A 22,905-nucleotide genomic window follows, 5' to 3' on the forward strand; every position below is an offset into this window, starting at 1 on the left:
ACAATGAAAGTGGTATTCAGAGCCGATGCTTCTGTTGAAATAGGGACAGGCCATGTAATGCGTTGCCTGGCATTTGCAGAAGAACTTCAGTGTCATGGCATACAGGTTCAATTTGCTTGTGTGGAACAACCGGGACATTTGATAAGGATGATTCGTGACAAGGGATATACATGTTATGCGTTAAAGGCTATTGACGAAGTACTTACTATCTGTGGTGACTGGCTGGTAGTAGACCATTACCAACTGGATTTAACATGGGAATCGGCTATGCGAAAGCAATTCCGGCATATTATGGTTATTGACGATTTGGCTGATCGTCAGCATAATTGTGATATCTTATTGGACCAAAATGATTATTTGCAAGATAAAACACGCTATGAGGCATTGATTCCACGGAATTGTGCCTCTTTTCTTGGGCCAGGTTATGCTTTGTTTCGACGCGAATTTATTCAAGTAAAAGGGAAGTTAGGTTCTCGTGGAATCGAAAAAGTGCAGCGTATTTTACTTTCCTTCGGAGGAACAGACCCAGCTGGAATGACATGGAAGTTTTTACAGTGGTGGAGTCAGGCTGAGTTTGCCCAAAACAGAGAAATGCACTTAATCGTTGTAATCGGGCATTATTGTGTGAATAGGGACAAAATTGAGCAGTATTGTCATGAAAATGAGAATGTTACGTTGCATATCCAAACCTCTAAAATGGCGCAACTTCTTTGTGAAGCAGATATTGCTATAGGCGCTGGTGGGGTCTCATTGTGGGAACGCTGCTATCTCGGGGTGCCAAGTATTACTGTGGTCGTAGCGGAAAACCAGAAGGCGATTGCTGAAAAAGCAGCTGAAGATGGATTGACCTTGCTCGCAGGAACGGCCCAGCAGGACAATCTGGAACGAATAGAAGCCTTATTAACCCAATTGATTGAAGATAGGGCGCTACGGCTACAGATGAAAGAAAATATGCAAGCGTTGTATCCAGAAAAAGACAAGCACGGAGTGGGTGAAATAGTACGAACCATGGAGGAATTGAACCATGCTGGCTAGTCGATGGAAACTGCGGCCAATGGAAGAGGCTGATCTTTTAGTGGTGCTTACTTGGCGGAATAAGCCCTCAATACGTGCAGCTATGTATACGGAGCATGAAATTTCTTTAGAAGAGCATAAACACTGGTTCTATAAAACACAACAAAAAGGATATTGTGGAAAACATTTTGTTTTTTGTTGTGACGATATTCCGTTAGGAGTTGTCAATTTTACAGCTATCTCGCAAAAACATAGACGATTGAATTGGGGATTTTATCTTGGGGTAGATGACGCGCCTAGAGGAAGCGCGTTAGTAATGGGCTTTTTAGCGTTGCAAGAAGCCTTTGAACGTATGGAGATGCACAAGGTAGTGGGGGAAGTACTTGAAAAAAATGAAAAGAGCTTTCGCTATCATCAGCGACTCGGCTTTTTACAAGAGGGATGTTTGAAGGGACACATTTTTAAGGAATATGATGGATATTTAGATGTGGTTTGTTTTGGGTATTTGATAGATTATTGGACGAATATAAAAGATAGTTTAATTGCAGAAATCAGAGAGAAATATATTTAAATGGTGAATGAAACTTGAATGTGAAATGAATTTCTATATAAAAGGAGTGTCAACTTATGAAAAGGTATATTAGAAATTTTCCCGAAGTACTTCGCATTGAGCCTGCTGGTGCGTGTAATTTACGATGCATTCATTGTCCGACTGGAACGACCAATATGAATCGTGGGATCATGTCTTCGGAGATATTTAAAAAAATCATCAATGATATTCAAGGGAAAAAGATTCGAGTGGCGGTGTTATATCATGGTGGAGAGCCGTTATTAAATCCCAATTTATCCGAGATGATCAAACAAATAAAAAAGATAGGAGTATCTTTTGTAAAAATAGTATCAAATGGCATGCTTCTTACAGCAGAAAGAAGCCGCGAACTTATTGAAAGTGGATTGGATTTGATTGAGTTTTCAATTGATGGAGTCGATGCTAATGATAATAATAGCATTCGCAGAGGTGCAAATTTTGATACAGTAATAACCAACATTAATGCACTGATCGCGATGAAAAAAGAGTTGGGGTGTTCCCTGCCTGATATTGTTGTTTCATCTACCCAATTTGATTTAGAGCCGACTGTGCCTGAATTTATCAAGGAAGCATTTCAAGGAGAAATTCATGTTGTTTCTGCAATGAAGTGGCCAGGGCTTAACGAGAAAGAATTTCAGGTAACTGCAAATGGAAAAGATTGTCCCGAAAATTATTGTGATAATGTAAATAATACAATTACAATTCGCTGGGATGGGGCGGTGGTTCCTTGTTGCTATGATCTTACTAATATGTATGTTATGGGAAACATTCTAAATGAGAAGTTAGAAACAATTTGGAATAACCAGCCTATGCTTGCATTTAGAAAAAAGATTGAAGAAGGGGATTTGCCAAAACTCTGCGAATATTGTACGGTTTTAGGACGAGGACAATTTCTGCTGAGAAAGTAATAGGGGCTATGTATACAAAGGAGAGCACAGTGAATAGAAAACCATTTATCATAGCGGAAATGTCTGGAAACCACAATCAATCCTTAGAACGGGCCTTGGCGATTGTGGATGCTGCGGCGGAAACCGGCGTAGATGCATTAAAGATTCAGACGTATACGGCGGATACGATGACGCTGGATTTGAACGAACGGGAATTTCGCATTAATGATCCGCAAAGCTTATGGTATGGGCGTTCTTTATATGATCTGTACCAAGAAGCCTATACGCCTTGGGAATGGCATGAACCGATTTTTGAACGGTGCAGGGAAAAGGGGATTATAGGCTTTAGTACCCCTTTTGACAGAACATCTGTTGAATTTTTAGAAAGCATGGAGATGCCTATTTACAAGATTGCATCGTTTGAGAATATCGACTTACCACTTATGGAGAAAGTGGCGCGAACTGGCAAACCTATTATTATGTCCACTGGAATGGCGAGTGCAGCGGAATTAGCTGAGGCTGTTGATGCGGTTCGTAAAGCAGGCTGTTCGCAGTTGACTCTATTAAAATGCACTAGCAGTTATCCAGCATCGCCAGAAGACTCTAATTTGCGGACCATTCCTCATATGAAAGAGTTGTTTCAATGCGATGTAGGGCTGTCGGACCATACGCTGGGGTTGGGGGCGGCGGTGGCATCTATTGCCTTAGGGGCCACGGTTATTGAAAAGCATTTTACTTTGTCTCGGGCCGAAGGCGGTGTGGATGCTGCGTTTTCCTTAGAGCCTAAAGAGATGAAGCAATTGGTTGCTGAATGTCAGCGCGCGTTTCAAGCGTTAGGTACTGTATCTTATCAACGAACCAAGGCAGAAGAAAAGTCACTGCAGTTTCGACGTTCGTTGTATGTTGTGGAAGATGTTCAAGCCGGTGATCTTGTTACCGAAGAAAATGTGCGAGCAATTCGCCCAGGTTTGGGTATGGAACCGAAGTATTTAGAGCTTGTGAGAGGGGCTCGCTTTAGTCAGGCTGTTTTAAAAGGAACTGCTTTGAATTGGAATCATCTGCTACGATAAAATGTAATAATCGACCTGAGTAGACTTTAGCATATGCGAAATCTTCTTTAGAGTTCTTAAGAATATGTGATTTTTATTCGATATTCCTTCTAAGAGGATAAAAGGATTTTAAGGAGGTGCGCAGGATGCGTTTATATGGTTTGTCCGGCTCGGGGTTGGACGTGGATAATTTGGTAAAAGACTTAATGAAAGCGGCGAATACGCCCCTGAATAAGCTTAATCAGCAGAAAACTACCTTGCAGTGGAAAAAAGAGGATTATTCCAGTATTTACAATACGGTCAATGATTTTCGCAATAAAGTCTTTGATTATAAGCTGGATAAGACGTTAACTCCGCAGAAGGTAACATCTAGTAATGAAAGTGCGGTTGTCGCTTTGACAAGCGGCGGAGCAGCAGCGGTCACTCATACGGTGGAAGTGGATGCTTTGGCAACCGGAGCTGCTTCTATTAGCAGCGGGACGATTACGGCTGCCGGAAATAGCAAAACAACCATTGCTTCGCAGTTTTCCTTGGCTGCGGATACGACATTATCGTTTCAAGTTAATGGCAAGTCTGTTTCTATTAACACGAATCAAAGCTTGAACGAATTTGCATCTGCTTTGAATCGCGCTGGCGATGGCGTACAGGCAACCTATGATGCGACAGCGGACCGGATGTATATCTATAGCAGTACGACAGGAAGTACTGCTAAGGTTGATTTTACAGGTAGCGCTGACTTGGCCTTTATTACGGACAACTTGAAATTATCAATAAGCAGCACTGGTACAGATGCAAGCGTGAAGATCGATGGGCAGAGTATTACGCAAAGCAGCAATTCCTTTACGTTGGCAGGTGTGTCGTATACACTAAAAAACAAGACGGCAGGGATATCGGCGACGATTTCGGTTTCTACAGATGCAGATAAGACTGTAGAAAATATAAAATCTTTTATTGAAAGTTATAATGCGACACTAAAAGCTATCAATGATAAGGCAAACGAAACGCACAGCCGGAACTACGCGCCGCTGACAGATGCGCAGAAGTCGTCTATGAGCGATAGCGAGATTACGGCTTGGGAGAAAATCGCTAAAACAGGCCTTTTGAGCAATGACTCTATCTTGCGGCAGGCTGCGACAAACATGCGTAACAGTATTTCAAATCCTGTAGCAGGTATCAGCGGCAACTATACATCGTTATCGTCCATTGGCATTACAACCGGGTCGTACACGGAAGGCGGCAAATTGTATTTGGATGAGACGAAATTGCGCAAAGCTCTGCAGGAAGATCCGACGGTAGTCAAGAATCTATTTGGTACAGACGGAGTAACTTCCTCGCAAGATGGTATTGCACAACGTTTGTATGATTCGTTAAAAGGTACAATGACCCAGCTAAATGACAAAGCGGGGGTTATTGCAGGCTCATCAGATACTAAGAGTTCTTTGGCTAAAGAGCTGAAGTCGTTGGACTCCAGAATTGATTCGACCACCTCGCGAATTAGCGCAATGCAAGAACGATACTATAAACAGTTTGATGCATTGGAAACGATGTTGCAAAAACTCAATAGCCAGTCTTCTTGGCTTAGCCAATTATTTGGCGGAAACTCGCAGTAAGCTATGAATACGAAGAACAGTCGAGAGTTGTGGAAGGAATACGCGTTTTTGACTACGGAAATGCGGAAATTTGTTTCTGTTCCCGATTGGGCGACACTGGAGGCTTTACAACTACAGCGAGAAGAAGTGCAAAACTTGTTGATGCAAGGAACTGACGATTTTCGGGAGACCGAAGAAGGACAGGTGCTTTTAAAGCAAGTTTTGCAGGAACAAGAGCTATTGGTACAGGCTGTGGACGCACTTAAGCGAAATGTACAACAGCAGCATGCAAATGCCAGTGCTTATCAAGGTGTAGCTGGAGTAATCGCTCATGTGGAACGTAAAGGATAGGAGGATGGAAGATGGAGATCGGATCGCTCACACGCATGGATGCCGGAGCGACGGTGGCGACGGCCAGCTCAGCAGGGATGCAGCAGGGGACTGTACAGCAAGGGAATGCGCAACAGCAGGAAACGCAGCGAAAAGCAAGTGACGCTCCTCAAGTTGCAGCAGCGGCAAGCGTAGCAACAGTTGATGGAGCAAGTGAGCAAAAGGCTGATAAAGTAGCAATGAAACCGTTGCATTTTTTGCCAACCGCGGAAGAGCTTAAGACAATGTCATATGCAATGAATCGATTTGTGGAAATGCTGACTGCTGATTTGAAGTTTGAAGTGCATGAAAAGACTCATGAAGTTATGGTGAAGTTCGTTAATACAAGAACAGGGGAAGTTTTAAAAGAGTATCCTCCCAAAGAATACCTGGACATGATCGCGAGAATTCGCGATTATGTTGGTATGATGATTGATAAAAAGATTTAGCAATGGACGGGAATACTAGGAGGCATTTTTGAACATGAGTATGATGAATCCTGCAGCGGCATACCGCAATCAACAGATTATGACGGCGTCGCCGGAACAATTGACCTTGATGTTGTATGATGGCGCTATACGTTTTTTGCGTGCGTCGATTACCGCGATTGAGGCGAAAGAGATGGAAAAAGCTCATGAGATGAACATGCGAACGCAGGAAATTATACGGGAGTTTCGGCAGACCTTAAACATGGATATCGAGCTTTCGGAAAACTGGGATAAGCTCTATGAATTTATGGAGTATCGCTTGATGGAGGGCAATGTGAAGAAAGATAAGGCGATGCTGCAGGAAGTATTGGATTTACTGAAAGAAATGCGGGATACTTGGGCGGAAGCTATGAAGCTGGCTAAAGGAATCGCGCCGGAAAAATAAAAAAAGCCGTCGGCGAATGCTGACGGCTTTTTTGCGGGTACGAGGCACAGGAATGCAGGGTACGACGGAGCTACAAGATTTACACAGAGAAACAGAGGAAATGCCAGAGGTAACAGAGAGAACATTGGAACGGGGATTGAACAAGAGAACCGGAGAATCTGAGGGTTCGAATGAGGGTTACGGGGAACGGTTTTTTAACAGGAGTATAGGGAGTATAGGGAGGGCTTACGGGTAAAGGAACGGAATACAGAGAATCAGAGAAATTGGACAGTAGCACAAGGAGATTGCCGCGCTGCGCTCGCAATGACGGGTCAGTCGGCTTAGCGGTGAGGGGAGGCTGTGCCGCTAAGATGGCTATTTTGTCATTGCAAGGAGCGAAGTGAAGAAGCAATCTCTGCGGTAAATAGTTCGGTTTTCCTCTCGGGCATTTCTCTGGCCGTTCTCTGTTACTCTGAGTGAACCGTATTCTCCCCAGTATTTTCATGAGGAGGCTGTTGGTGTGCGTAAGGCGTTGTTTTTGGATCGAGATGGTGTGATTAATGTAGAGAAGCATTATTTACATAAAATAGAAGACTTTGAATTTATTCCGGGAATTATTGAAGTGATGCATCAATATCAGCAAGACGGGTATGTGCTGGTGGTTGTGACGAACCAATCTGGAATTGGGCGCGGCTATTATACAGAGGAAGATTTCTGGGCGCTGACGGAGTGGATGAAGCAGACATTGGCAGAACAGGATGTTATGATTGAAGGCGTCTACTTTTCCCCCTATCATCCGGAAAAGGCGATTGGCGAATATCGTCGGGAATCGGATTGTCGTAAGCCAGGGCCGGGGATGCTATTAAAGGCGGCAGAGGAACTGGAGCTTGTTTTGAATGAGTCGGTGGTGCTTGGTGATAAGGAGTCTGACGTGGAAGCGGGGAGGCGGGCGGGGGTGGCGCAGACTATCCGCTTGTTGGAGAAAGGAAATGTTGTTGAGAATAGTAAGGCGGACGTAGTGATTTATGACGTGAGGGACCTTTTGCGAAAAAACTAATTATACTGACAATATGTGATTTTTGCGGTATAATAATATAAGGTAAGTATACTCTTTTGCCAGGAGGTGATTAGTGTGGCTAATGTTAGCCTGAGCGTGTATAGAAATTTAATGCCTTATACAGGGTATAATTCGGTGTCGCCAACAAAAGCGGTTGATACGAATCTGCTAAAGCTAGGGAATCAGTATAAATCCCTAAAACAGTCGGCGCAGAATCAGTTTGCTAATTATCGCGCAGAACAGCAAAGCTATGCTTCACAGATAAAAGAAGTATCAAGCGCTAATCAACAACTGAAAAGTGCGACAGGACAATTTTCCGGCGCGGAAAATGTATTTGCTAAAAATACCGTAACCTCAACATCGAGTGCTATTTCGGGGCAGGCTAAAGTGGCGGCCAAGGCGGCAACGTATGAGGTGGAAGTTAGCAAGGTGGCGACGGCGCAGCAAAATACAGGGACCCGCGTTAATGCCCTGGGGTATGGGGCGTTGTCTGCAGGTAATTACACGTTAGGGGTTACCGATAGCAGTGGCAAGGAAAAAAACATATCGTTTGCAGTGAGTGCTGGGGAAAATAACAGCAAAGTATTAGAGAAGGTAGCAAAAGCGTTTAGTGAAAGCGGTTTGAATATAAACGCTGTAATGAGCAGCGATGGAACGAAAACGGGGCTGAATTTGCAGTCCAAGGAAACCGGGGCTGCTCAAAGCTTTACATTGCGGGATGTATCCGGCAATGCGGTTGCGGCTTTGGGACTGGGAAATCGTACGCAGCAGGCAGAAAATGCTGTGTATAGCGTGAATGGAAAAGCGGCAACCTCTGCGTCTAATCAAATTTCTTTAGATTACGGTAATGTGACGCTGAATTTGCAAAAAGCAACAACAGAGAAGGCTGTGGTAACGGTAGGCAAGAACCCTGCGGGCATTGTCACGGCAGCTAAAGAGATGATTACGGCGTATAATCGCCTGGAAACAGCGGTTACAGGGGCAGATAATGTGACGGCTGCGGGGCAGCGCGTTTTTTCTCGCGTAGACGCGAAGTTTCAGGGATACCAGAAAAACGAGTTGGCGAATATTGGCATAACGCGTGATTCTCAGACTGGCGAATTGGCGCTGGACGAGAAGCGGCTGACGAGCGCGCTGGCAAAAGATTCAGGACGAGTGCAGCGACTGTTGGGAGGGGAGAATGGTTTAACTGGCGCACTGAATGCAGTATCTTCAGCTGTCGGTTCAAGTCCTGCGTCTACGCTCTTGAAGGTTCCCAGTCCGTTGGAGTCTACGTCATCTTACGGGCAGACAGGAAGTTTGGCAGTTGCGGCTTTACGGCAGTCTTCCGGTTTCTTACTGGATTTGTTTGCATAAAATCTAGTTTAGGGAACTTCTATATTGACAAACAATTTCAGACAATTTGCTTGTTTTATTCCCTTGAAATATTCTGGAAATTGCGTTATAATGACCTCGGGAAATGTTGCTTAGGTCTGTGGTTGAAAGTCGATGCCAGTCGCAGGCGAAACGATCCACGTAAGGAGCTCGTATAATTTTTCCGAAGCTTTGAGCATGGTGCGGCTTAGAAGTAAGACCTGCCGGGACGTAAGATCTCGAGAGGGGAAGTAGTGAGCGGATTGGAATCCTCGTAGCGAAACTTCCTGCAGGCGAGTGTGGGGTCAAAGACCAGGTCGGCTAAGCAACCTCCTTAGAAACCAATAAGGTGAGGGATCTCGTGCATGGAATTTCAAGACAAGACATTAACGTGTAAGGATTGTGGAGCAGAGTTTGTGTTTACTGCAGGTGAACAGGAGTTTTACGCTGAAAAAGGTTTTGAAAACGAACCGACGCGTTGCCGTACCTGCCGCGACGCACGTCGCCGGACTCGCGATGGCGGATCTAGCTCGCAGCGCGAAATGCACGATGTAGTGTGCGCTAACTGTGGCGTAACTACCCAGGTGCCTTTCCAGCCGCGCAATGATCGTCCGGTTTACTGCCGCGAATGCTTCAATTCGATGCGGAACAATAATTACTAATAGCAACAGCAATGCGCCCCGGTCTTGTGCCGGGGCTTTTACTTTTGATACGGGGATACGGTTATTGTTTCTTTCAAAAATTTAAGAAAAGCAGTTGACTAATTATACGACATGATGCATAATTATAAACAAATCTATGCGAAAGAACGTTAGGGGGAAACAAGAATGTCGAAAAAATGGCTTTCGGTAATGGTATTGGCGATGTTTATGTTGACGTTGGGTTTGGCTGGCTGCGGCGGTGACAAGCAGCAAGGGAAAAAAGTTTTAAAGATTGGTACGGATCCTGGATTTGCGCCGTTTGAATTCCAAGATGAGAAAAGCAAAGAATATGTAGGCTTTGATATTGATTTGATTAAAGCGCTAGGCGCGAAAATGGGTTATGAAGTACAAATTCAGAACATGAACTTTGATGGCTTGATTCCGGCGCTGGAAGCTGGCAATATTGATGCTACCGTTGCGGGAATGACGATTAAAGAAGAACGTGCGAAAAAAGTATTGTTCTCGAAACCTTATTATCAGTCCGGTTTGATTGTTGCCGTGAAAAACGACAATAACACGATCAAGAACATAAAAGATTTGGAAGGCAAGCGCATTGCCGTACAAATTGGTACTACCGGCGCTGATGCCGCTAAAAAGATTCCTAATGCTGTCGTTCGCGAGTTCAACAATGCTCCGGAAGCCTTTATGGAATTGAAAGCTGGCGGCGCAGATGCGGTTATTAATGACAAACCGGTAACGGCCTACTATTTGAAACAGGGTGGCGATAAGGATGCCAAAATGGTAGGAGATGTTTTGCAAGCTGAAGAATACGGCATTGCTATGAACAAAAAAAGCACGGAACTGAAAGAAAAAATGGATAAAGCGTTGGATGAAATGAAAGCCAATGGCGAATATGATAAAATTTATGAAAAATGGTTTGGCAAAAAACAATAAAGTACTACTAAAACCTGCGCATCCTGCCGGATGACGCAGGTTTTTTGTTTTTCTTTCATTTTCCGAAACATTGCGCATTTTGCATCTTTGTGTAAGATACTTTATGATTAAAAGTATCTTACACAAAGATGAGTGCGAAGGAGATGTACTAATGAAGAAAAATACTTTAATCTGGTTGGTATTGGCGTTATTTACGATCGTTGTGGGTGTCGCTGGCTGCGGCGGTGAGAAGAAAGCGGATAATACCGGGAAAAAGGTTTTGCGCGTAGGTGCAGAGATGACTTTTCCGCCGTTTGAATTTCAGGATGACAAGAGTAAAGATTATGTAGGGTTTGATATGGATTTGTCCAGGGCTTTGGCTAAAGAGATGGGAATGGAGTTGGAGATTCAGAGCATGGGCTTTGATGCGTTGATTCCGGCATTGGACTCCGGTACGATTGATATGATTGCTTCCGGCGTCTCCATTACGCCTGAACGGCAGCAAAAGGTTGCTTTTTCTGCGCCTTACTACAAATCCGGCTTGAGTATTTTGGTGAAAAACGAGAATACGACCATCAAGAGTTTCAAAGACTTAGAAGGAAAAAAAATTGCCGTGCAAATAGGCACGACATCTGCGGAAGAAGCTCGTAAAATTCCCGGTGCGGTGGTGCGTGAATTTAATGGTGTGCCAGAAACTTTTATGGAACTGAAAGCTGGCGGTGTGGATGCCGTTGTGAATGACTTGCCGGTTAACCAATACTACTTGGGGCAGTTTGAAAAAAAAGGCGATGCTTTTGCTAAACTGGCGACAACAGAGCTGAAAAATGCGGAAGACTATGGTATTGCAGTAGCTAAGAAAAATACTGAATTGGCCAGCAAGGTGAACAAAGCGTTGGAAACCTTAAAAGCCAATGGCGAGTATGACAAACTGTATCAGAAATGGTTCGGCAAAAAACAATAAAAGTAGACTTGAAAGCCTGCGCATTTTTAGAGTGCGCAGGCTTTTTAAATGCGACGGGAATTGAACAGGAGTCTCGAGAGTCGCGGGAGGGAACGCAGGAGAATTTAAATTATAACAGGAGTAGAGTGAGTAGATGGAGGGCTCGATAAAGTTAAAAATTTACAAAGAAAGACCAAGAAAACAATTTTTGGAGGGCGCCGCGTCGTTGCGCTCCTCGCAACGACGTGCTAAGCATGGCTGCCATAGACTAAGCGAAGATGTACATCTCTGAAAAACGTTGACTTTCAAAAAATAATATATCGTACCCTCATCGTACCCTCCGATTACTCCCTCTACTCTTGTTCAAAAATTAATCTTCGTGCATTCTCGTACGTTTTCTGGCAGGACTTCCAGCGGGCTGCGTGGAAGTTTGAGCCGAAGGATATTAGAGGAGTGTGTTTATGGCAAGGAAGCAGAAAAAATCGTCACCGCGCATCGTTTGGTGGGTAGTGGCGTTATTGGCGCTAGGGGCGGCAGTTTGGTACGGGATGCAGGATGATGGAAAAAATTCGTTAACCAGCTTGATGCCGGCAGCCGTTCAAGAGGCGATCGGCGGCAGCGAAAAAGAGAAAGCGAGCAAGGGTGTAGAAGAAAAGGCCAAGGAAAAGACCAAGGAAGCGGCTAAGGTCGCGGGAGATACAAAAAGTACCCTCCCAGAACCGAGCGGTGAAATAAAGGCGCGCTTAGCTATTGTTATTGATGACTTTGGTTATACCTCAGGACCGATAGCGGCGCTTGCGGCGCTGCCGCGTCCGGTAACTTTCGCCATTCTTCCGTATCGGCCTCATTCGGCAGAAGCGCTGCAAGCGGCAAAGGCATCGGGAAAAGAGGCGATCTTGCATTTGCCGATGATGCCGCAGCAAGCGTCGGCGGCTTCAGAGGAGAATACCATTAGTCCAAGCATGTCGGATGGTGAAATTCGCAGTATCGTGGAGAAAGCGCTGCATTCGCTGCCAGGAGTGGTCGGTGTAAACAATCACCAGGGATCCTTGGCGACGTCGGACAGCCGGGTCATGAAACAGGTATTGAGCGTGCTTCATAGTAGAGGACTGTTTTTCGTGGACAGCCGCACCAGCTCTCAGTCGGTAGGGAGGATGACGGCGCGACAGTTGGGGGTTCCGGCGGCGGAAAATGATTTGTTTTTGGATAACGTGGATGAAGTGGATGCGGTGAAGCAGAAACTGCGGACGGCAGGGAATCTGGCTTTGCGATCCGGCAGCGCCGTGGTGATTGGTCACGCGCGCATGCATACGGCTACAGCCTTGCGTGAGGTAATCCCGGAGTTAGAGCGCAAAGGGATTCGGTTAGTTTTTGTCTCGCGGTTGACAGAATAGTTTGAAGCGCAAGAATATCCGATGAATGCACAAGCCAGTGCAGAGGGAAATAAGGGCTTTAAGGCCAATTTAGTAAATGATATTTGGGGATTGAACAAGAGTATAGGAAATAAAGTGGGGGGATAATTTACTGACAGTATAAGCGTATTCGCTAGTATTTTGACAAGCATGTATAGGAAACCAATGATTTGAGGCGTACTTCGACCCAATCACTGGTTTCCTTTTAAGAAGGAGGCACAAATATATGTGGTTAGGAAAAGTAGTAGGTACCGTGGTAGCTCCGACAAAAGATGATACGCTGGTAGGGTGGAAGCTTTTGGTGGTGCAGCCGCTGAACCTTGATGGGTTGAATAATATCAGCATGCAGGTGGCAGTTGATACGGTGGGAGCGGGCAACGGCGAGACGGTGCTGGTCGCTTCGGGCAGTTCGGCTCGGAGAGTGACGAAAAATGACGACAGTGCGGTGGATGCGGCCATTGTTGGGATTGTAGACAGTATGGAAATTGAGGGTGTGTCCAAGAGCCAATACTGGATGCAGAAATAATTATGTTATCGGTATATAAAACTCAGGAAGAAGGCCTACGTACGTTGTCCTTAGAAACGCTGGAGGATGGCTGCTGGATTCACGCCGTGCATCCGACGGCTGAGGAAATTGCTGAAGTGACAAAGAAAGTAGGCGTTCCAGAGGACTATTTCCGCTTTGCCTTTGAGGAAGATGGATGCCCACGGGTGTTACGTAGCGCTGGTTGCCTGCTGGTAATTGTCAGTGTACCTGTTTTTCGCGGGCAGGATCGTTATGACACCATTCCTTTGAGCGTGATTTTAACGCCCAATTGTACGATTACTGTGACGCGGGAAATTACCAGTGTTTTGCCTAAAGGAGGCGAAGCTGGTCTAGGTTTTGACACGACGAAAAGCGTACATTTTTTCTTTCAGCTTCTTTATCAAGCGGGAAATACGTTTTTACGGCAAATTAACAGCATACGCAAACGGACGGACGAAATTGAAATGAAGCTGCGTCGGTCGACAACCAATGAGGAAGTATATCGTTTATTAGACTTGGAAAAAGGTTTGACCTACTTTACGGCGGCGCTTCGGGCAAATGATATTGTGCTGGATAATATTGTGCGTATGCGGGCTTCGCCGCAGTTTCGCCGTTGGCTGCCGATGAACGAGGAAGACGAGGACATTCTGGAAAGCGTTATTATTGAGAATAAGCGAGCCTTAGCATTAGTGCAGACCTATGGCTCCATTCTTAGCAGCATGATGGATGCATTTTCTTCGGTTATTGCCAATAATTTGAATCATATTATGAAATTTTTAGCAGGGATCACCATTCTTGTATCGATTCCTACGATGATTTCCAGCTTTTGGAGCATGAGCATGGTCGTGCCGCTCAGAGAGACGGAGATCGGCTTTTATTTGGTAGTCATGCTTTCGCTTCTGTCGAGCGCTTTAGCTGGACTGTTCTTGCGGAAAAAAAGAATGCTGTGAATAATAGGGTCTAGGATTGAACAAGAGAACCGGAGAACATGAGGGTACGGTGAGGGAACGGAGTGCGGTTCTTGAGCAGGAGTAGGAGGATATGGTAATGGAGGCGTACGAGAAAATATATCAGCTACAGCAATTGATTGAAGATAAGGCATGGACAGGTGTCCCTGGACCGTATCGTGTAGGGGTGGACTTGGGGACGGCGGATGTGGTGCTTGTCGTAGTGGATGAGGCTGGTTTGCCGGTAGCCGGTGCTATGCGATGGGCTACGGTAGTGCGTGACGGTTTGGTGGTGGATTTCCGAGGCGCTATGAATATCGTAGAAGAACTGAAAAAAGAAGTAGAAACCATTGTCGGTGTTAAGCTGGAGTGCGGAGCTACGGCGGTGCCGCCTGGAACGGTAGGCCGCAACGCGCAGGCGTGCAGCCATGTCATTGCCGGGGCTGGAATTGAACCCATCGGGCAGGTGGACGAACCGGTTGCAGCAGCGAAAGCATTGGGAATTAACGACGGCGTGGTAGTTGATATTGGCGGCGGTACGACAGGCATTGCCGTATTGCGCAACGGAGAGATGGTGTTTTCGGCTGATGAGCCAACTGGCGGGACGCATTTATCCTTGGCTTTGGCAGGGGCGTACCATATTCCTTTTGAAGAAGCGGAATTGATTAAACGCGATACATCAAGACATCGCGAAATTATGCCTATTGTCTTGCCGGTAATAGAAAAGATGGCTACTGTGACGCAGCAAATGATGAATCAATGCGGCGATTGTGAAAAACAAGAGGTATACGTAGTGGGCGGAACGGCCTACTTAGATGGTTTTGAGGAAGCTTTTGGCAAAGCCTTTGGCCGACCGGTGCATGTGCCGCCGCATCCGCTTTTGGTGACTCCCCTGGGCATAGCTTTATATTAAACGGCAACGAAACAGGAGAACCGGAGTCGCGAGAGGGTACGGCTGAGGGTTTCGAAATTGACAAGGGGTTACAGATACTCAAAAAATAGTATCTGTAACCCCTGTTATGTTTGTTATGTTGTTTTTCTACGTGTCCTCGCTCGTGCCCTCAGTTACTCTGATTCTCTTGTTCGTTATTTATTAAAGCACGGCCCGGAAGATGGCTTCCATTTCTTCTTGGGTGGCTCGGCGCAGGTTAGTAGCGCCGGTGATGTCTTCCAGGGCGCCAGCGGCAAGGAGAGGAATGTCTTCTTCGTTAAATCCCCGCACATCGCGCAAATGCTGCGGCGTGCCTAATGTTTCAATCAAGCTGCGCATAGCCGCAGGCGCTAAACGAGCGGCGTCGGCTGTAGAAAGGCCGGCGATGGACTGGCCCATGGCGCGGGCGATGTCGGCATAGCGCTTGGGGATGGCGATAAGATTGAAATCTGTTACAGCCGGAAGCATGAGGGCGTTCGCTAAGCCATGAGGGAGGCCGTAGCGACCGCCAAGTTGGTGAGCGGCGGCGTGGACATAGCCTAGGCTGGCATTGTTAAAAGCGATGCCGGCCAGATATTCGGCGTAAACCATTCCTTCGCGGGCGTCTAAATCCTGGCCGTCGACTACGGCGGTAGGAAGATGCTTGGCTATAAGCTCAATGGCCTTTAAGGCCTTGCAGTCAGTTGCCGGCGTGGCTTGGGTAGAAACATAAGCTTCTACCGCATGGGTGAGGGCATCTAGGCCGGTGGCAGCCGTTAGTCCCGGAGGCATGGCGGTCATGAGGCAGGCATCGCTGACGGCGACAATGGGGGTAACATGCCAATCGGTGATGGTCATTTTTTTATGCTGCTTTTCATCGGTAATCACGCAGAAACGGGTCAATTCACTGCCGGTACCAGCCGTGGTATTGACGGCAATAAGCGGTGCAGCTGGCGCTTTCGATTGGTTAAGGCCGACATAATCATGGATGCTGCCGCCGTTGGTCGCTAAAAGAGCAATTCCTTTGGCGCAGTCGTGGGGAGAGCCGCCGCCGAAGGAAATGAGAAAATCGCAGCCGTTGTCTTGGAAGAGACGCAGGCCATAATCTACCTGTTCAACTGTCGGGTTGGGAGAAACGTTGTCATAGATAATGTAGAAGATACCGGCTTCTTCCAAGACGTTGGTAAGAGACGCAATCAGGCCGATATCTACAAGCACTTTGTCGCTGACAATGAGCGCTTTGCGAAATCGCATGGGCTTGATGTAGCGGGGAATTTCCTTTAAACAGTCGCGGCCTAGAATACTGACTGGGGGCATGAAATACTCAAAGGCTTTTCCGGGCATAAAGACGCCCTCCTTTTGCAAAGATTGTTCATAATATCACAATCGTATCATTCGGGAGCAAAGCTTGCAATATCTTTCCGGGAGCATAGCAAGAGCAGACGGTGAAACCGCAAAAGATGAACGTATTCTAGGGAAGGAAAGCGTTGCTCTTTAGTGGAATTTAATCATAACGATAGTTCTTTATGTATGGAAGTGCCTTTTTGCTGAAATAGACACAAGAACAAGAGCCATACCGGTGATTATTGGTTCATTACGTGGGAGGCGTGTTGCTTGAAAGCAGGTTATATAGCAGATTTTATACGAGCGTTGCAATTTTTAACGCGATTTCAGTTGGTGAAAGAAGTGGATTGGTCTCTAGAAGCATTAGGAAGGAGCGTGCGCTTTTTTCCTTGGGCGGGAGGCGTCATTGGCGCGGTTCTGGGCGGCTGCGCCTGGGGTATGGTGCAGGCTTTTGGAGAATCTTTGCCGATGCATGCGGCAACGGCGTTGCTGATTGTGCTCGAGATTATGCTGACCGGCGGGCTGCATTGCGACGGGTTTATGGATACGATGGACGGGATTTTTTCCGGGCGTTCTCGGGAACGAATGTTGGAGATTATGAAAGACAGTCGGGTAGGAGCATACGGGGCGATGTCTTTTGCGTTGTTAATGCTTGTGAAGTACTCGTTCTACCTGGATATTCCATTGCAATGGCTGCCTATGGCTTCGTTGGTGATGCCTATAGCCGGACGGTGGGCTGTAGTAGCGCCCCTTGTGCATTATCCCTATGCTCGTCCGCAAGGATTGGGGCAGGGCTTTGGGCAGTATGCCGGGGGGCTGACCGTTTGGGCGAGCTTATTGCTGACACTCATTTTGCTGGCCCCGTTGGGATTGTTCGCAATGGGGGCGGGGCTAGCTGCTTCATTGATCGCTTGGGCGGTAGCTTCCTATGCGGCTGGTATTCTTGGAGGTCTGACAGGCGATGTATATGGAGCGATCATTGAATTATCTCAATTGGGAGCGCTCGCGGTATTTGTCTTCTGGCGGTGAGCTTTGACAGAGAATTTCCAGCAATGATGAAATGTTATTAGTTAAAGTGTTAGAGGTGAAAATATGAAGATTTGGTTTGTGCGGCATGGTGAAACCGAGTGGAACCGGACCAAACGGTATCAGGGGCATAGCGATATACCGTTGAATGAAAACGGGCGGAGGCAGGCGCAGGAAACAGCGGCCTTATTAGCAAAGGAGCCGCTGGCGGCGGTCTATGCCAGCGATTTGAAACGGGCTGTAGAAACGGCGGAGACAATAGCGCAGCCGCACAGGCTGCAGGTGCAGCAGAAGCCGGAACTGCGAGAGCTTCACTTTGGACTATGGGAAGGTTTGCGGTATGAGCAGATTATGGAGAAATGGGCCAACGAATTGAGTCTGATGTACGATCATCCTGAGATAGGCTGCGCGCCGGAAGGCGAAGGGTTTAGCGATCTGGCAAAACGAGCGTGGCCGGCGTTGCAGGCGCTTCGTGAAGCGCATCAAGAAGAGGATGCAATAGCAGTGGTAGCTCATGGCGGAACCATTCGCGTCTTGCTATGTTTGTTGCAAGGCAAACCATTGCAGCAGCTTTGGGGCGTGGCGGTGGAGCATGGCCAGGCGATGGCGATGGATGTGTAAAAAATAGGAGTATTTTGACTACCTTGCCCATTATCTTGTCGAGCCGCTTCCCTGAGGCAGGATTTAATTTGCTTATCAGAGAAAAGAATTTTCAAGACAACTGAAAAAGGATGCCACCAAACAGGTGCCTTCGGAAGCGTTGAAAAAGCCGAAGGAGAATAGGGAAGTTCGGACAGGCTGTTTGGCCTGTAAACGATGCGGTCGCGCCACTGTATTCGGGGAGAGCTCTTGCGTATGCCACTGGGAAACCGGGAAGGTGCAGGAAGCTTGAGAAACCGTTAGCCAGGATACCTGCCTGTTTTGGCTGTCATGCACCCTCGCGCCAAGGGGAATGCCAGAAGGATAGGTACACTTAAGAAAAGATACCTAGCCTTTGTGGCTGGGTTGTTTTTATATCCCTCATCCCCGCTGGTACGGCAGTTGCAGGCTGAACGTGTTGAAGGAGGGGTTTTTATGAGTTTGGAACAGGATGTGAATGAGTGGATTGACGGGGCGGCTAAACCTCGTCATAGCCTGGGCTTGTTGGAAAAATACCTAAAAAAGATGGTGCTGTCCTGGGGTGAAGTGAAAACAGAGCTTAAGCCCTTTCATTTAGTGTTTGCAGCGGATAATGGCGTCATTGCTGAGGGCGTGGCTAAGGATCCGGAAGAGATTACGTATTTGCAGGTGCAGAATATGGTAGATGGTCGGGCAACGATCAGCTGTTTTTGCCAGCAGTGCGGCATACCTTATCGGGTTATTGATGTTGGCGTCAATTCTACAAGACCTTTTACCGGAATTTCTCGTAAAGCGGCCATGGGCAGTCGCAGCTTTCTCAAAGACGAAGCCATGACAGAGACGGAATTTACTGTTGCTTGGGAAGCCGGACAAGAACAGGTCCGTCAACTAGTGGCGAAAGGCTACAATTTAATTTCTTTAGGAGAGATGGGAATTGGCAATACGACTACCTCATCAGCAGTACTCCACGGCTTAACAGGTATTTTACCGGAGTTTATCGTCGGCGGCGGCGCCGGACTGCAGACCAGCGAATTGATCAAAAACAAATGCCAAGTGGTTGCTAAAGGCGTGGAGCTACATAAAGAAAAGTTTCATACCGCCAAGGATGTTCTGCGCTGCGTAGGCGGTTTTGATATGGTGGCTATTTGCGCCGCTATGTTGGAATGTGCGCGACTCAAGACGCCATTTGTTATTGACGGTTTTATTACGGCGGTTGCCTATATCTGCGCTTCACGATTGGATACGAGCGTGGAAAAGCATGCCATTCCTTCGCATTTGTCTCGAGAGCCGGGCATGGCGTATTCCCTGCTGTTGGGGAATATTCCGGCGGAAGAAGTGGTGTTGAAAGCCAATATGGCTTTAGGAGAAGGAACTGGGGCGGTATTGATGGTGTTTTTATTGAAGACCATGCTTTACACGATGCACAATATGGCGCGGATTACCGATTTCATTCCTGCAGCGACGGAAAAAGAACAACGAGCTGCCTTGTAAAATATTGCCAAAGAAACTGGCGGTTTATGACAAAACTTTCATATCCCGAAATCCTGACGCAGGAAAAACGCATCTGTATAACTAATAGTATTCATTTATGCGAAAACTTTGACAAGACCAAAATCTGCCGGATGCGTCGTAAAAGGATGGAGGGAAATGAATATGCAAGTCAGCCGGTTTACGTTAAGTGAAATTGTTGACACTAGTATTTTGCAAGAGATCCAAGATAAGTTTGCAGAAGCCACGGGTCTGGCGGCAGTTATTGTGGATCCCGAAGGCCGCCCTATTACTAAGCCCAGCCATTTTGCCTGTTTTTGCAATTACGTTCGCTCTTTTGATGAAGGCTTTCGTCGCTGCATGAATTGTGATGATAAAAGCGGTCGACGGGCTACTCAAGATAAACGTCCGGTGGTATATCTTTGTCATAGCGGTCTGACAGATTTGGCGGCGCCGATTATTGTGCAGGATGAGTACATTGGAGCGTTTTTGGCCGGTCAGGTGGTAGTGGAAACCGAGCACAGCGATATTAAAGAGGTCAAGGAAGAAATGTATCGTCGTGTGGCGGATTTGCCGGTAGACAAAGAAAAAATCGGCGAGCTTTTTGACCAGGTAGAAATTGTACCGGAGCACCGCATTAAGGCTGGAGCGGATCTGATTTATATCATGTCCAACTACATTGTAGAAATTGGCCTAGCGAATATTGTGCAAAAGCAGCTGATGCTGGAGATGAAAGCGAAAGCGGAGCTGGAAAGCCTGCTGCAGGTGACTGAATTGAAGGCGCTGCAATCGCAGGTCAATCCTCATTTTTTATTTAATACGCTCAACACCATTGCGCGTTTAGCCTTGCTGGAAGGGGCGGAAAAGACGCAGGAGGTAGTTTACGCTTTAGCGGATTTGCTGCGCAATAATCTGCGGGATATTGACGTGTTGCGTACGATCGAAGAAGAGGTCAAATCTACTCGGGATTATTTGACCATTCAAAAGGTTCGCTTCGGTGATCGTATTGCCTCGGATATTCAAATCGATACCGCGCTTTTAGAGGGGCTGATTCCAGCGCTAACGCTGCAACCGTTGGTGGAAAACGCCATTATTCATGGGTTGGAAAACCGGGTGGAAGGCGGCCGGATTTTTCTGGAAGGGCAGATGGAGAACGGCGATATGGTGCTGACGGTGCGCGATACTGGCGTGGGGATGTCGGCGGAACGTTTGCAAAGCTTGTTCCGGGAGGAACGTCGGCAAAATTCGCATGGACAGACAACTGGCTTAGGTATCATTAACGTACATAAGCGTATTTGTCATTTTTTTGGAGAGCAATACGGCCTTTCGGTGGAAAGCATGCCTGGCGAAGGAACTTCGGTAAAGCTGCGTCTGCCGTTTCGGCATAATTAAAGTATCGTAGAAGGCCGGTCAGGGAAGACCGGCAGCATTCGGGAAGGAGTAGTTGTATGTATACGCTGTTGATAGCCGACGATGAACAATTGGAGCGACAAGCGTTGCGCTTCATTATTGAAAAAAACTATCCGCAGGTTCAAATTGTCGGTGAGGCAGGCGATGGCGCCAGCGCCGTCCGGCTGGCCATGGAAGAACGGCCGGATATTGTGCTGATGGACATTCGGATGCCGGAGATCAACGGCTTGGAGGCGGCGAAAAGCATTCGAGTGCTGCTGCCGGATACGCGCATTGTGATGCTGACGGCTTTTGACGAATTCAGTTACGCCAAACAGGCTCTTTCGATGGGGGCGGTAGAATACTTGCTGAAACCAGTGCGACCGGAGGAACTTACGGAAACGCTGCGCAAGGTGGCGGAAGGCGTCAAGGCCATGAAAAACAAGCATCAAGAAGAAGAAGCGTTGCGTAAAAGCGTGACCGAGGCCATGCCGTTTATTCAGATGTCTTTTGTGTACGACCTCATTTCCGGGCAAGTAGAGGAGCTGGCTCATTATCGGGAACGGGCTAAGTTTTTGGGCTTGGCTGTGGACCCTGGCGTGGCGCTGGTTATTGATATTGATAATTTCCGCAAGTTGACTTTGCAGGCCTCGGAACTAGAAAAACAGGGAATGAAGCAGCGATTGCATCAGAGTATCTGCCGCGCCGTAAGAGCGCGCAGCGGCGTGGGCAAGGCGGCGCTGGTGGCGCCTACCGGGAGCGACAATATCGTAGTCTTGTTAGGTTTGGAAAATGCGGAGACTGCGGACAGCGCTAAAGCGGGTGCGCTACGGGAAGCGGAGAGCATTCGCAGCGTGGTAGGCGAGGAGCTGGGGCTTAGCATTACGATTGGCGTGGGCCGATACTATGGGGATCCGAGGGATATTTATCGATCGTATCACGAAGCGATGAGCGCGCTGCGGCAGCGTTTTTATTTGGGCAGCAGCCAGGTGATTCATATTGAAGATGCGCCGCATCTCAGCGAAGGTCCATTTCATTATCCCTTTCATGCAGAACGGGCGGTCTTGGACAAAGTGCGCTGCGGCGACCGCAAGCAAGCCAAGGAAACCTTAAAAAGCCTCTTAAGTGAAATCTTTGCCAAGAAAAGTCGGCTGGAAACCGTCAAGGCGTGTGTGTTGGAGTTGCTGGTGGTGCTGTCGCGGTCCGCAGTGGAAGGCGGCGCCAGTTTAGACAAGCTGACCTTGCTCAACTTTCAGTGCATTCAGCGTTTAAATGAGTGTCATGAGCAAAGCGATATTGAACGCTGGATGATGGAAGCGCTGGATCAATTTTTGGATAATATGCTGGAAAACCGCAACAGCATGAATTTGCGGGTTATGAATAAAGCTTGTGAATATATTGTTGCCAATTGTCACCGCAATCTGCCGTTGGAGGAAGTGGCGCAGACGGTGCATTTAAGTCCCTTTTATTTCAGTCGCTTGTTTAAAAAGGAAAAAGGCTTCAACTTTGCCGATTTTATTACTCGGGTGCGCTTGGATCGGGCTAAGAAGCTTCTGTTGGATCCGGATTACACGGTGGTGCGGATTGCTACGGAAGTGGGATATCAAGACGCTAGTTATTTTTGCCGTGTTTTCCGGCAAGCCATGGGGATGACGCCGAACCAGTACCGGCAGGAGTTGCGGGGCGAAAAAACAAAAGTCTAAAAAGCTTACGGCAAAATCGCATAGTGAATCTGTCATAAAAAAAGATTGCCTTCGGGCAGTCTTTTTTTGCTTTTATATTAAAAAAATTCGGAAAGATCAGCAAGATCTTATCATCTCAAAAAAAGAGGAGTGTATTTTTGTCTAAATAGAAGGTTGGGGGCAGCAAGGAACTCCAGTAGGGGAGCAACAAGGACTCAAGGGAGAATGAAGGCAATCGCCAATTAATACACATGTAGAATCGTCGAATTATTTGCGAAGATTGCGAGGAA

At 47.1% G+C, this 22,905-nt stretch carries 23 protein-coding genes and 1 riboswitch; of the genes, 22 read left to right on the forward strand and 1 reads right to left on the reverse strand.

Annotated features, from left to right (window positions below):
* Positions 1–3 precede the first annotated feature (3 nt).
* The 17 genes from pseG to eutJ all read left to right on the forward strand — a co-directional run bounded on the left by pseG (position 4) and on the right by eutJ (position 15,071).
* The gene (gene pseG / locus C508_RS17765; protein WP_018702261.1) at positions 4–1,035 is read left to right on the forward strand and encodes a UDP-2,4-diacetamido-2,4,6-trideoxy-beta-L-altropyranose hydrolase; all 1,032 of its coding nucleotides are present in this window, start codon (positions 4–6) and stop codon (positions 1,033–1,035) included.
* Positions 1,025–1,585: a UDP-4-amino-4,6-dideoxy-N-acetyl-beta-L-altrosamine N-acetyltransferase gene (gene pseH, locus C508_RS17770; protein ID WP_018702262.1), complete on the forward strand. Its 561-nt coding sequence runs from the start codon at positions 1,025–1,027 to the stop codon at positions 1,583–1,585. The genes pseG and pseH overlap by 11 nt, the downstream gene beginning before the upstream one ends.
* Positions 1,586–1,641: 56 nt before the next feature.
* On the forward strand, positions 1,642–2,511 hold the full coding sequence (locus C508_RS0104030; RefSeq protein WP_018702263.1) for a radical SAM/SPASM domain-containing protein: 870 nt from the start codon (positions 1,642–1,644) through the stop codon (positions 2,509–2,511).
* Between the two features lie 8 nt (positions 2,512–2,519).
* Positions 2,520–3,560 (forward strand): pseudaminic acid synthase, encoded by a 1,041-nt coding sequence (gene pseI, locus C508_RS0104035; protein ID WP_026319345.1) that lies wholly within the window; start codon positions 2,520–2,522, stop codon positions 3,558–3,560.
* Between the two features lie 125 nt (positions 3,561–3,685).
* On the forward strand, positions 3,686–5,149 hold the full coding sequence (gene fliD, locus C508_RS0104040; RefSeq protein WP_018702265.1) for a flagellar filament capping protein FliD: 1,464 nt from the start codon (positions 3,686–3,688) through the stop codon (positions 5,147–5,149).
* A gap of 48 nt (positions 5,150–5,197) precedes the next feature.
* The gene (locus C508_RS0104045; protein WP_018702266.1) at positions 5,198–5,479 is read left to right on the forward strand and encodes a hypothetical protein; all 282 of its coding nucleotides are present in this window, start codon (positions 5,198–5,200) and stop codon (positions 5,477–5,479) included.
* An 11-nt stretch (positions 5,480–5,490) separates the two neighbouring features.
* On the forward strand, positions 5,491–5,946 hold the full coding sequence (locus tag C508_RS19335) for a flagellar protein FlaG (RefSeq protein ID WP_018702267.1): 456 nt from the start codon (positions 5,491–5,493) through the stop codon (positions 5,944–5,946).
* 34 nt (positions 5,947–5,980) lie between these two features.
* Positions 5,981–6,370: a flagellar export chaperone FliS gene (gene fliS / locus C508_RS0104055; RefSeq protein ID WP_018702268.1), complete on the forward strand. Its 390-nt coding sequence runs from the start codon at positions 5,981–5,983 to the stop codon at positions 6,368–6,370.
* 499 nt (positions 6,371–6,869) lie between these two features.
* On the forward strand, positions 6,870–7,406 hold the full coding sequence (gene gmhB, locus C508_RS0104065) for a D-glycero-beta-D-manno-heptose 1,7-bisphosphate 7-phosphatase (RefSeq protein WP_018702270.1): 537 nt from the start codon (positions 6,870–6,872) through the stop codon (positions 7,404–7,406).
* 75 nt (positions 7,407–7,481) lie between these two features.
* On the forward strand, positions 7,482–8,762 hold the full coding sequence (gene fliD, locus C508_RS19340; RefSeq protein WP_018702271.1) for a flagellar filament capping protein FliD: 1,281 nt from the start codon (positions 7,482–7,484) through the stop codon (positions 8,760–8,762).
* Between the two features lie 362 nt (positions 8,763–9,124).
* On the forward strand, positions 9,125–9,421 hold the full coding sequence (locus C508_RS0104075) for a zinc-ribbon domain containing protein (RefSeq protein WP_018702272.1): 297 nt from the start codon (positions 9,125–9,127) through the stop codon (positions 9,419–9,421).
* A 165-nt stretch (positions 9,422–9,586) separates the two neighbouring features.
* Entirely contained in the window at positions 9,587–10,354 is a 768-nt protein-coding gene (locus tag C508_RS0104080) for a basic amino acid ABC transporter substrate-binding protein (RefSeq protein WP_018702273.1), read from the forward strand.
* A 151-nt stretch (positions 10,355–10,505) separates the two neighbouring features.
* Positions 10,506–11,294 carry a basic amino acid ABC transporter substrate-binding protein gene (locus tag C508_RS0104085; protein WP_018702274.1) on the forward strand — a complete coding sequence of 263 codons (789 nt, stop codon included), beginning with the start codon at positions 10,506–10,508 and terminating at the stop codon, positions 11,292–11,294.
* Positions 11,295–11,734: 440 nt separating this feature from the next.
* Positions 11,735–12,667 carry a divergent polysaccharide deacetylase family protein gene (locus tag C508_RS17785; protein WP_018702275.1) on the forward strand — a complete coding sequence of 311 codons (933 nt, stop codon included), beginning with the start codon at positions 11,735–11,737 and terminating at the stop codon, positions 12,665–12,667.
* A gap of 244 nt (positions 12,668–12,911) precedes the next feature.
* On the forward strand, positions 12,912–13,211 hold the full coding sequence (locus C508_RS0104095; protein ID WP_018702276.1) for a EutN/CcmL family microcompartment protein: 300 nt from the start codon (positions 12,912–12,914) through the stop codon (positions 13,209–13,211).
* 2 nt (positions 13,212–13,213) lie between these two features.
* On the forward strand, positions 13,214–14,161 hold the full coding sequence (locus C508_RS0104100; protein ID WP_018702277.1) for a magnesium transporter CorA family protein: 948 nt from the start codon (positions 13,214–13,216) through the stop codon (positions 14,159–14,161).
* 97 nt (positions 14,162–14,258) lie between these two features.
* Positions 14,259–15,071, forward strand: a complete 813-nt coding sequence (gene eutJ / locus C508_RS0104105; RefSeq protein ID WP_018702278.1) for an ethanolamine utilization protein EutJ — start codon at positions 14,259–14,261, stop codon at positions 15,069–15,071.
* Between the two features lie 180 nt (positions 15,072–15,251).
* Here the strand turns inward: eutJ and C508_RS0104110 are convergent, their stop codons facing one another.
* Positions 15,252–16,412 carry an iron-containing alcohol dehydrogenase gene (locus tag C508_RS0104110; RefSeq protein WP_018702279.1) on the reverse strand — a complete coding sequence of 387 codons (1,161 nt, stop codon included), beginning with the start codon at positions 16,410–16,412 and terminating at the stop codon, positions 15,252–15,254.
* A 270-nt stretch (positions 16,413–16,682) separates the two neighbouring features.
* Here C508_RS0104110 and cobS point away from each other — a divergent pair, with 270 nt between their 5' ends.
* From cobS to C508_RS0104135, 5 genes are all read left to right on the forward strand, one after another.
* Positions 16,683–17,441 (forward strand): adenosylcobinamide-GDP ribazoletransferase, encoded by a 759-nt coding sequence (cobS, locus tag C508_RS0104115; protein ID WP_018702280.1) that lies wholly within the window; start codon positions 16,683–16,685, stop codon positions 17,439–17,441.
* Positions 17,442–17,504: 63 nt separating this feature from the next.
* Entirely contained in the window at positions 17,505–18,059 is a 555-nt protein-coding gene (cobC, locus tag C508_RS17790) for an alpha-ribazole phosphatase (protein ID WP_018702281.1), read from the forward strand.
* A 105-nt stretch (positions 18,060–18,164) separates the two neighbouring features.
* Positions 18,165–18,372: riboswitch (cobalamin riboswitch) on the forward strand.
* 140 nt (positions 18,373–18,512) lie between these two features.
* Positions 18,513–19,547 (forward strand): nicotinate-nucleotide--dimethylbenzimidazole phosphoribosyltransferase, encoded by a 1,035-nt coding sequence (locus tag C508_RS0104125; protein WP_018702282.1) that lies wholly within the window; start codon positions 18,513–18,515, stop codon positions 19,545–19,547.
* Between the two features lie 156 nt (positions 19,548–19,703).
* Positions 19,704–20,936: a sensor histidine kinase gene (locus tag C508_RS0104130; RefSeq protein ID WP_245553712.1), complete on the forward strand. Its 1,233-nt coding sequence runs from the start codon at positions 19,704–19,706 to the stop codon at positions 20,934–20,936.
* A gap of 56 nt (positions 20,937–20,992) precedes the next feature.
* Positions 20,993–22,636 (forward strand): response regulator transcription factor, encoded by a 1,644-nt coding sequence (locus C508_RS0104135; RefSeq protein WP_018702284.1) that lies wholly within the window; start codon positions 20,993–20,995, stop codon positions 22,634–22,636.
* Positions 22,637–22,905: the final 269 nt, after the last annotated feature.

Source organism: Anaeromusa acidaminophila DSM 3853, assembly GCF_000374545.1.
Lineage (GTDB): Bacteria > Bacillota > Negativicutes > Anaeromusales > Anaeromusaceae > Anaeromusa > Anaeromusa acidaminophila.

Bases quoted from the DNA above. Each gene is read 5' to 3' on its own strand.
- pseG (WP_018702261.1), top strand. From the start codon at position 4: ATGAAAGTGGTATTCAGAGCCGATGCTTCTGTTGAAATAGGGACAGGC.
- pseH (WP_018702262.1), top strand. From the start codon at position 1,025: ATGCTGGCTAGTCGATGGAAACTGCGGCCAATGGAAGAGGCTGATCTT.
- C508_RS0104030 (WP_018702263.1), top strand. From the start codon at position 1,642: ATGAAAAGGTATATTAGAAATTTTCCCGAAGTACTTCGCATTGAGCCT.
- pseI (WP_026319345.1), top strand. From the start codon at position 2,520: ATGTATACAAAGGAGAGCACAGTGAATAGAAAACCATTTATCATAGCG.
- fliD (WP_018702265.1), top strand. From the start codon at position 3,686: ATGCGTTTATATGGTTTGTCCGGCTCGGGGTTGGACGTGGATAATTTG.
- C508_RS19335 (WP_018702267.1), top strand. From the start codon at position 5,491: ATGGAGATCGGATCGCTCACACGCATGGATGCCGGAGCGACGGTGGCG.
- fliS (WP_018702268.1), top strand. From the start codon at position 5,981: ATGAGTATGATGAATCCTGCAGCGGCATACCGCAATCAACAGATTATG.
- C508_RS0104075 (WP_018702272.1), top strand. From the start codon at position 9,125: ATGGAATTTCAAGACAAGACATTAACGTGTAAGGATTGTGGAGCAGAG.
- C508_RS0104080 (WP_018702273.1), top strand. From the start codon at position 9,587: ATGTCGAAAAAATGGCTTTCGGTAATGGTATTGGCGATGTTTATGTTG.
- C508_RS0104085 (WP_018702274.1), top strand. From the start codon at position 10,506: ATGAAGAAAAATACTTTAATCTGGTTGGTATTGGCGTTATTTACGATC.
- C508_RS17785 (WP_018702275.1), top strand. From the start codon at position 11,735: ATGGCAAGGAAGCAGAAAAAATCGTCACCGCGCATCGTTTGGTGGGTA.
- C508_RS0104095 (WP_018702276.1), top strand. From the start codon at position 12,912: ATGTGGTTAGGAAAAGTAGTAGGTACCGTGGTAGCTCCGACAAAAGAT.
- C508_RS0104100 (WP_018702277.1), top strand. From the start codon at position 13,214: ATGTTATCGGTATATAAAACTCAGGAAGAAGGCCTACGTACGTTGTCC.
- eutJ (WP_018702278.1), top strand. From the start codon at position 14,259: ATGGAGGCGTACGAGAAAATATATCAGCTACAGCAATTGATTGAAGAT.
- C508_RS0104110 (WP_018702279.1), bottom strand. From the start codon at position 16,412: ATGCCCGGAAAAGCCTTTGAGTATTTCATGCCCCCAGTCAGTATTCTA.
- cobC (WP_018702281.1), top strand. From the start codon at position 17,505: ATGAAGATTTGGTTTGTGCGGCATGGTGAAACCGAGTGGAACCGGACC.
- C508_RS0104125 (WP_018702282.1), top strand. From the start codon at position 18,513: ATGAGTTTGGAACAGGATGTGAATGAGTGGATTGACGGGGCGGCTAAA.
- C508_RS0104130 (WP_245553712.1), top strand. From the start codon at position 19,704: ATGAATATGCAAGTCAGCCGGTTTACGTTAAGTGAAATTGTTGACACT.
- C508_RS0104135 (WP_018702284.1), top strand. From the start codon at position 20,993: ATGTATACGCTGTTGATAGCCGACGATGAACAATTGGAGCGACAAGCG.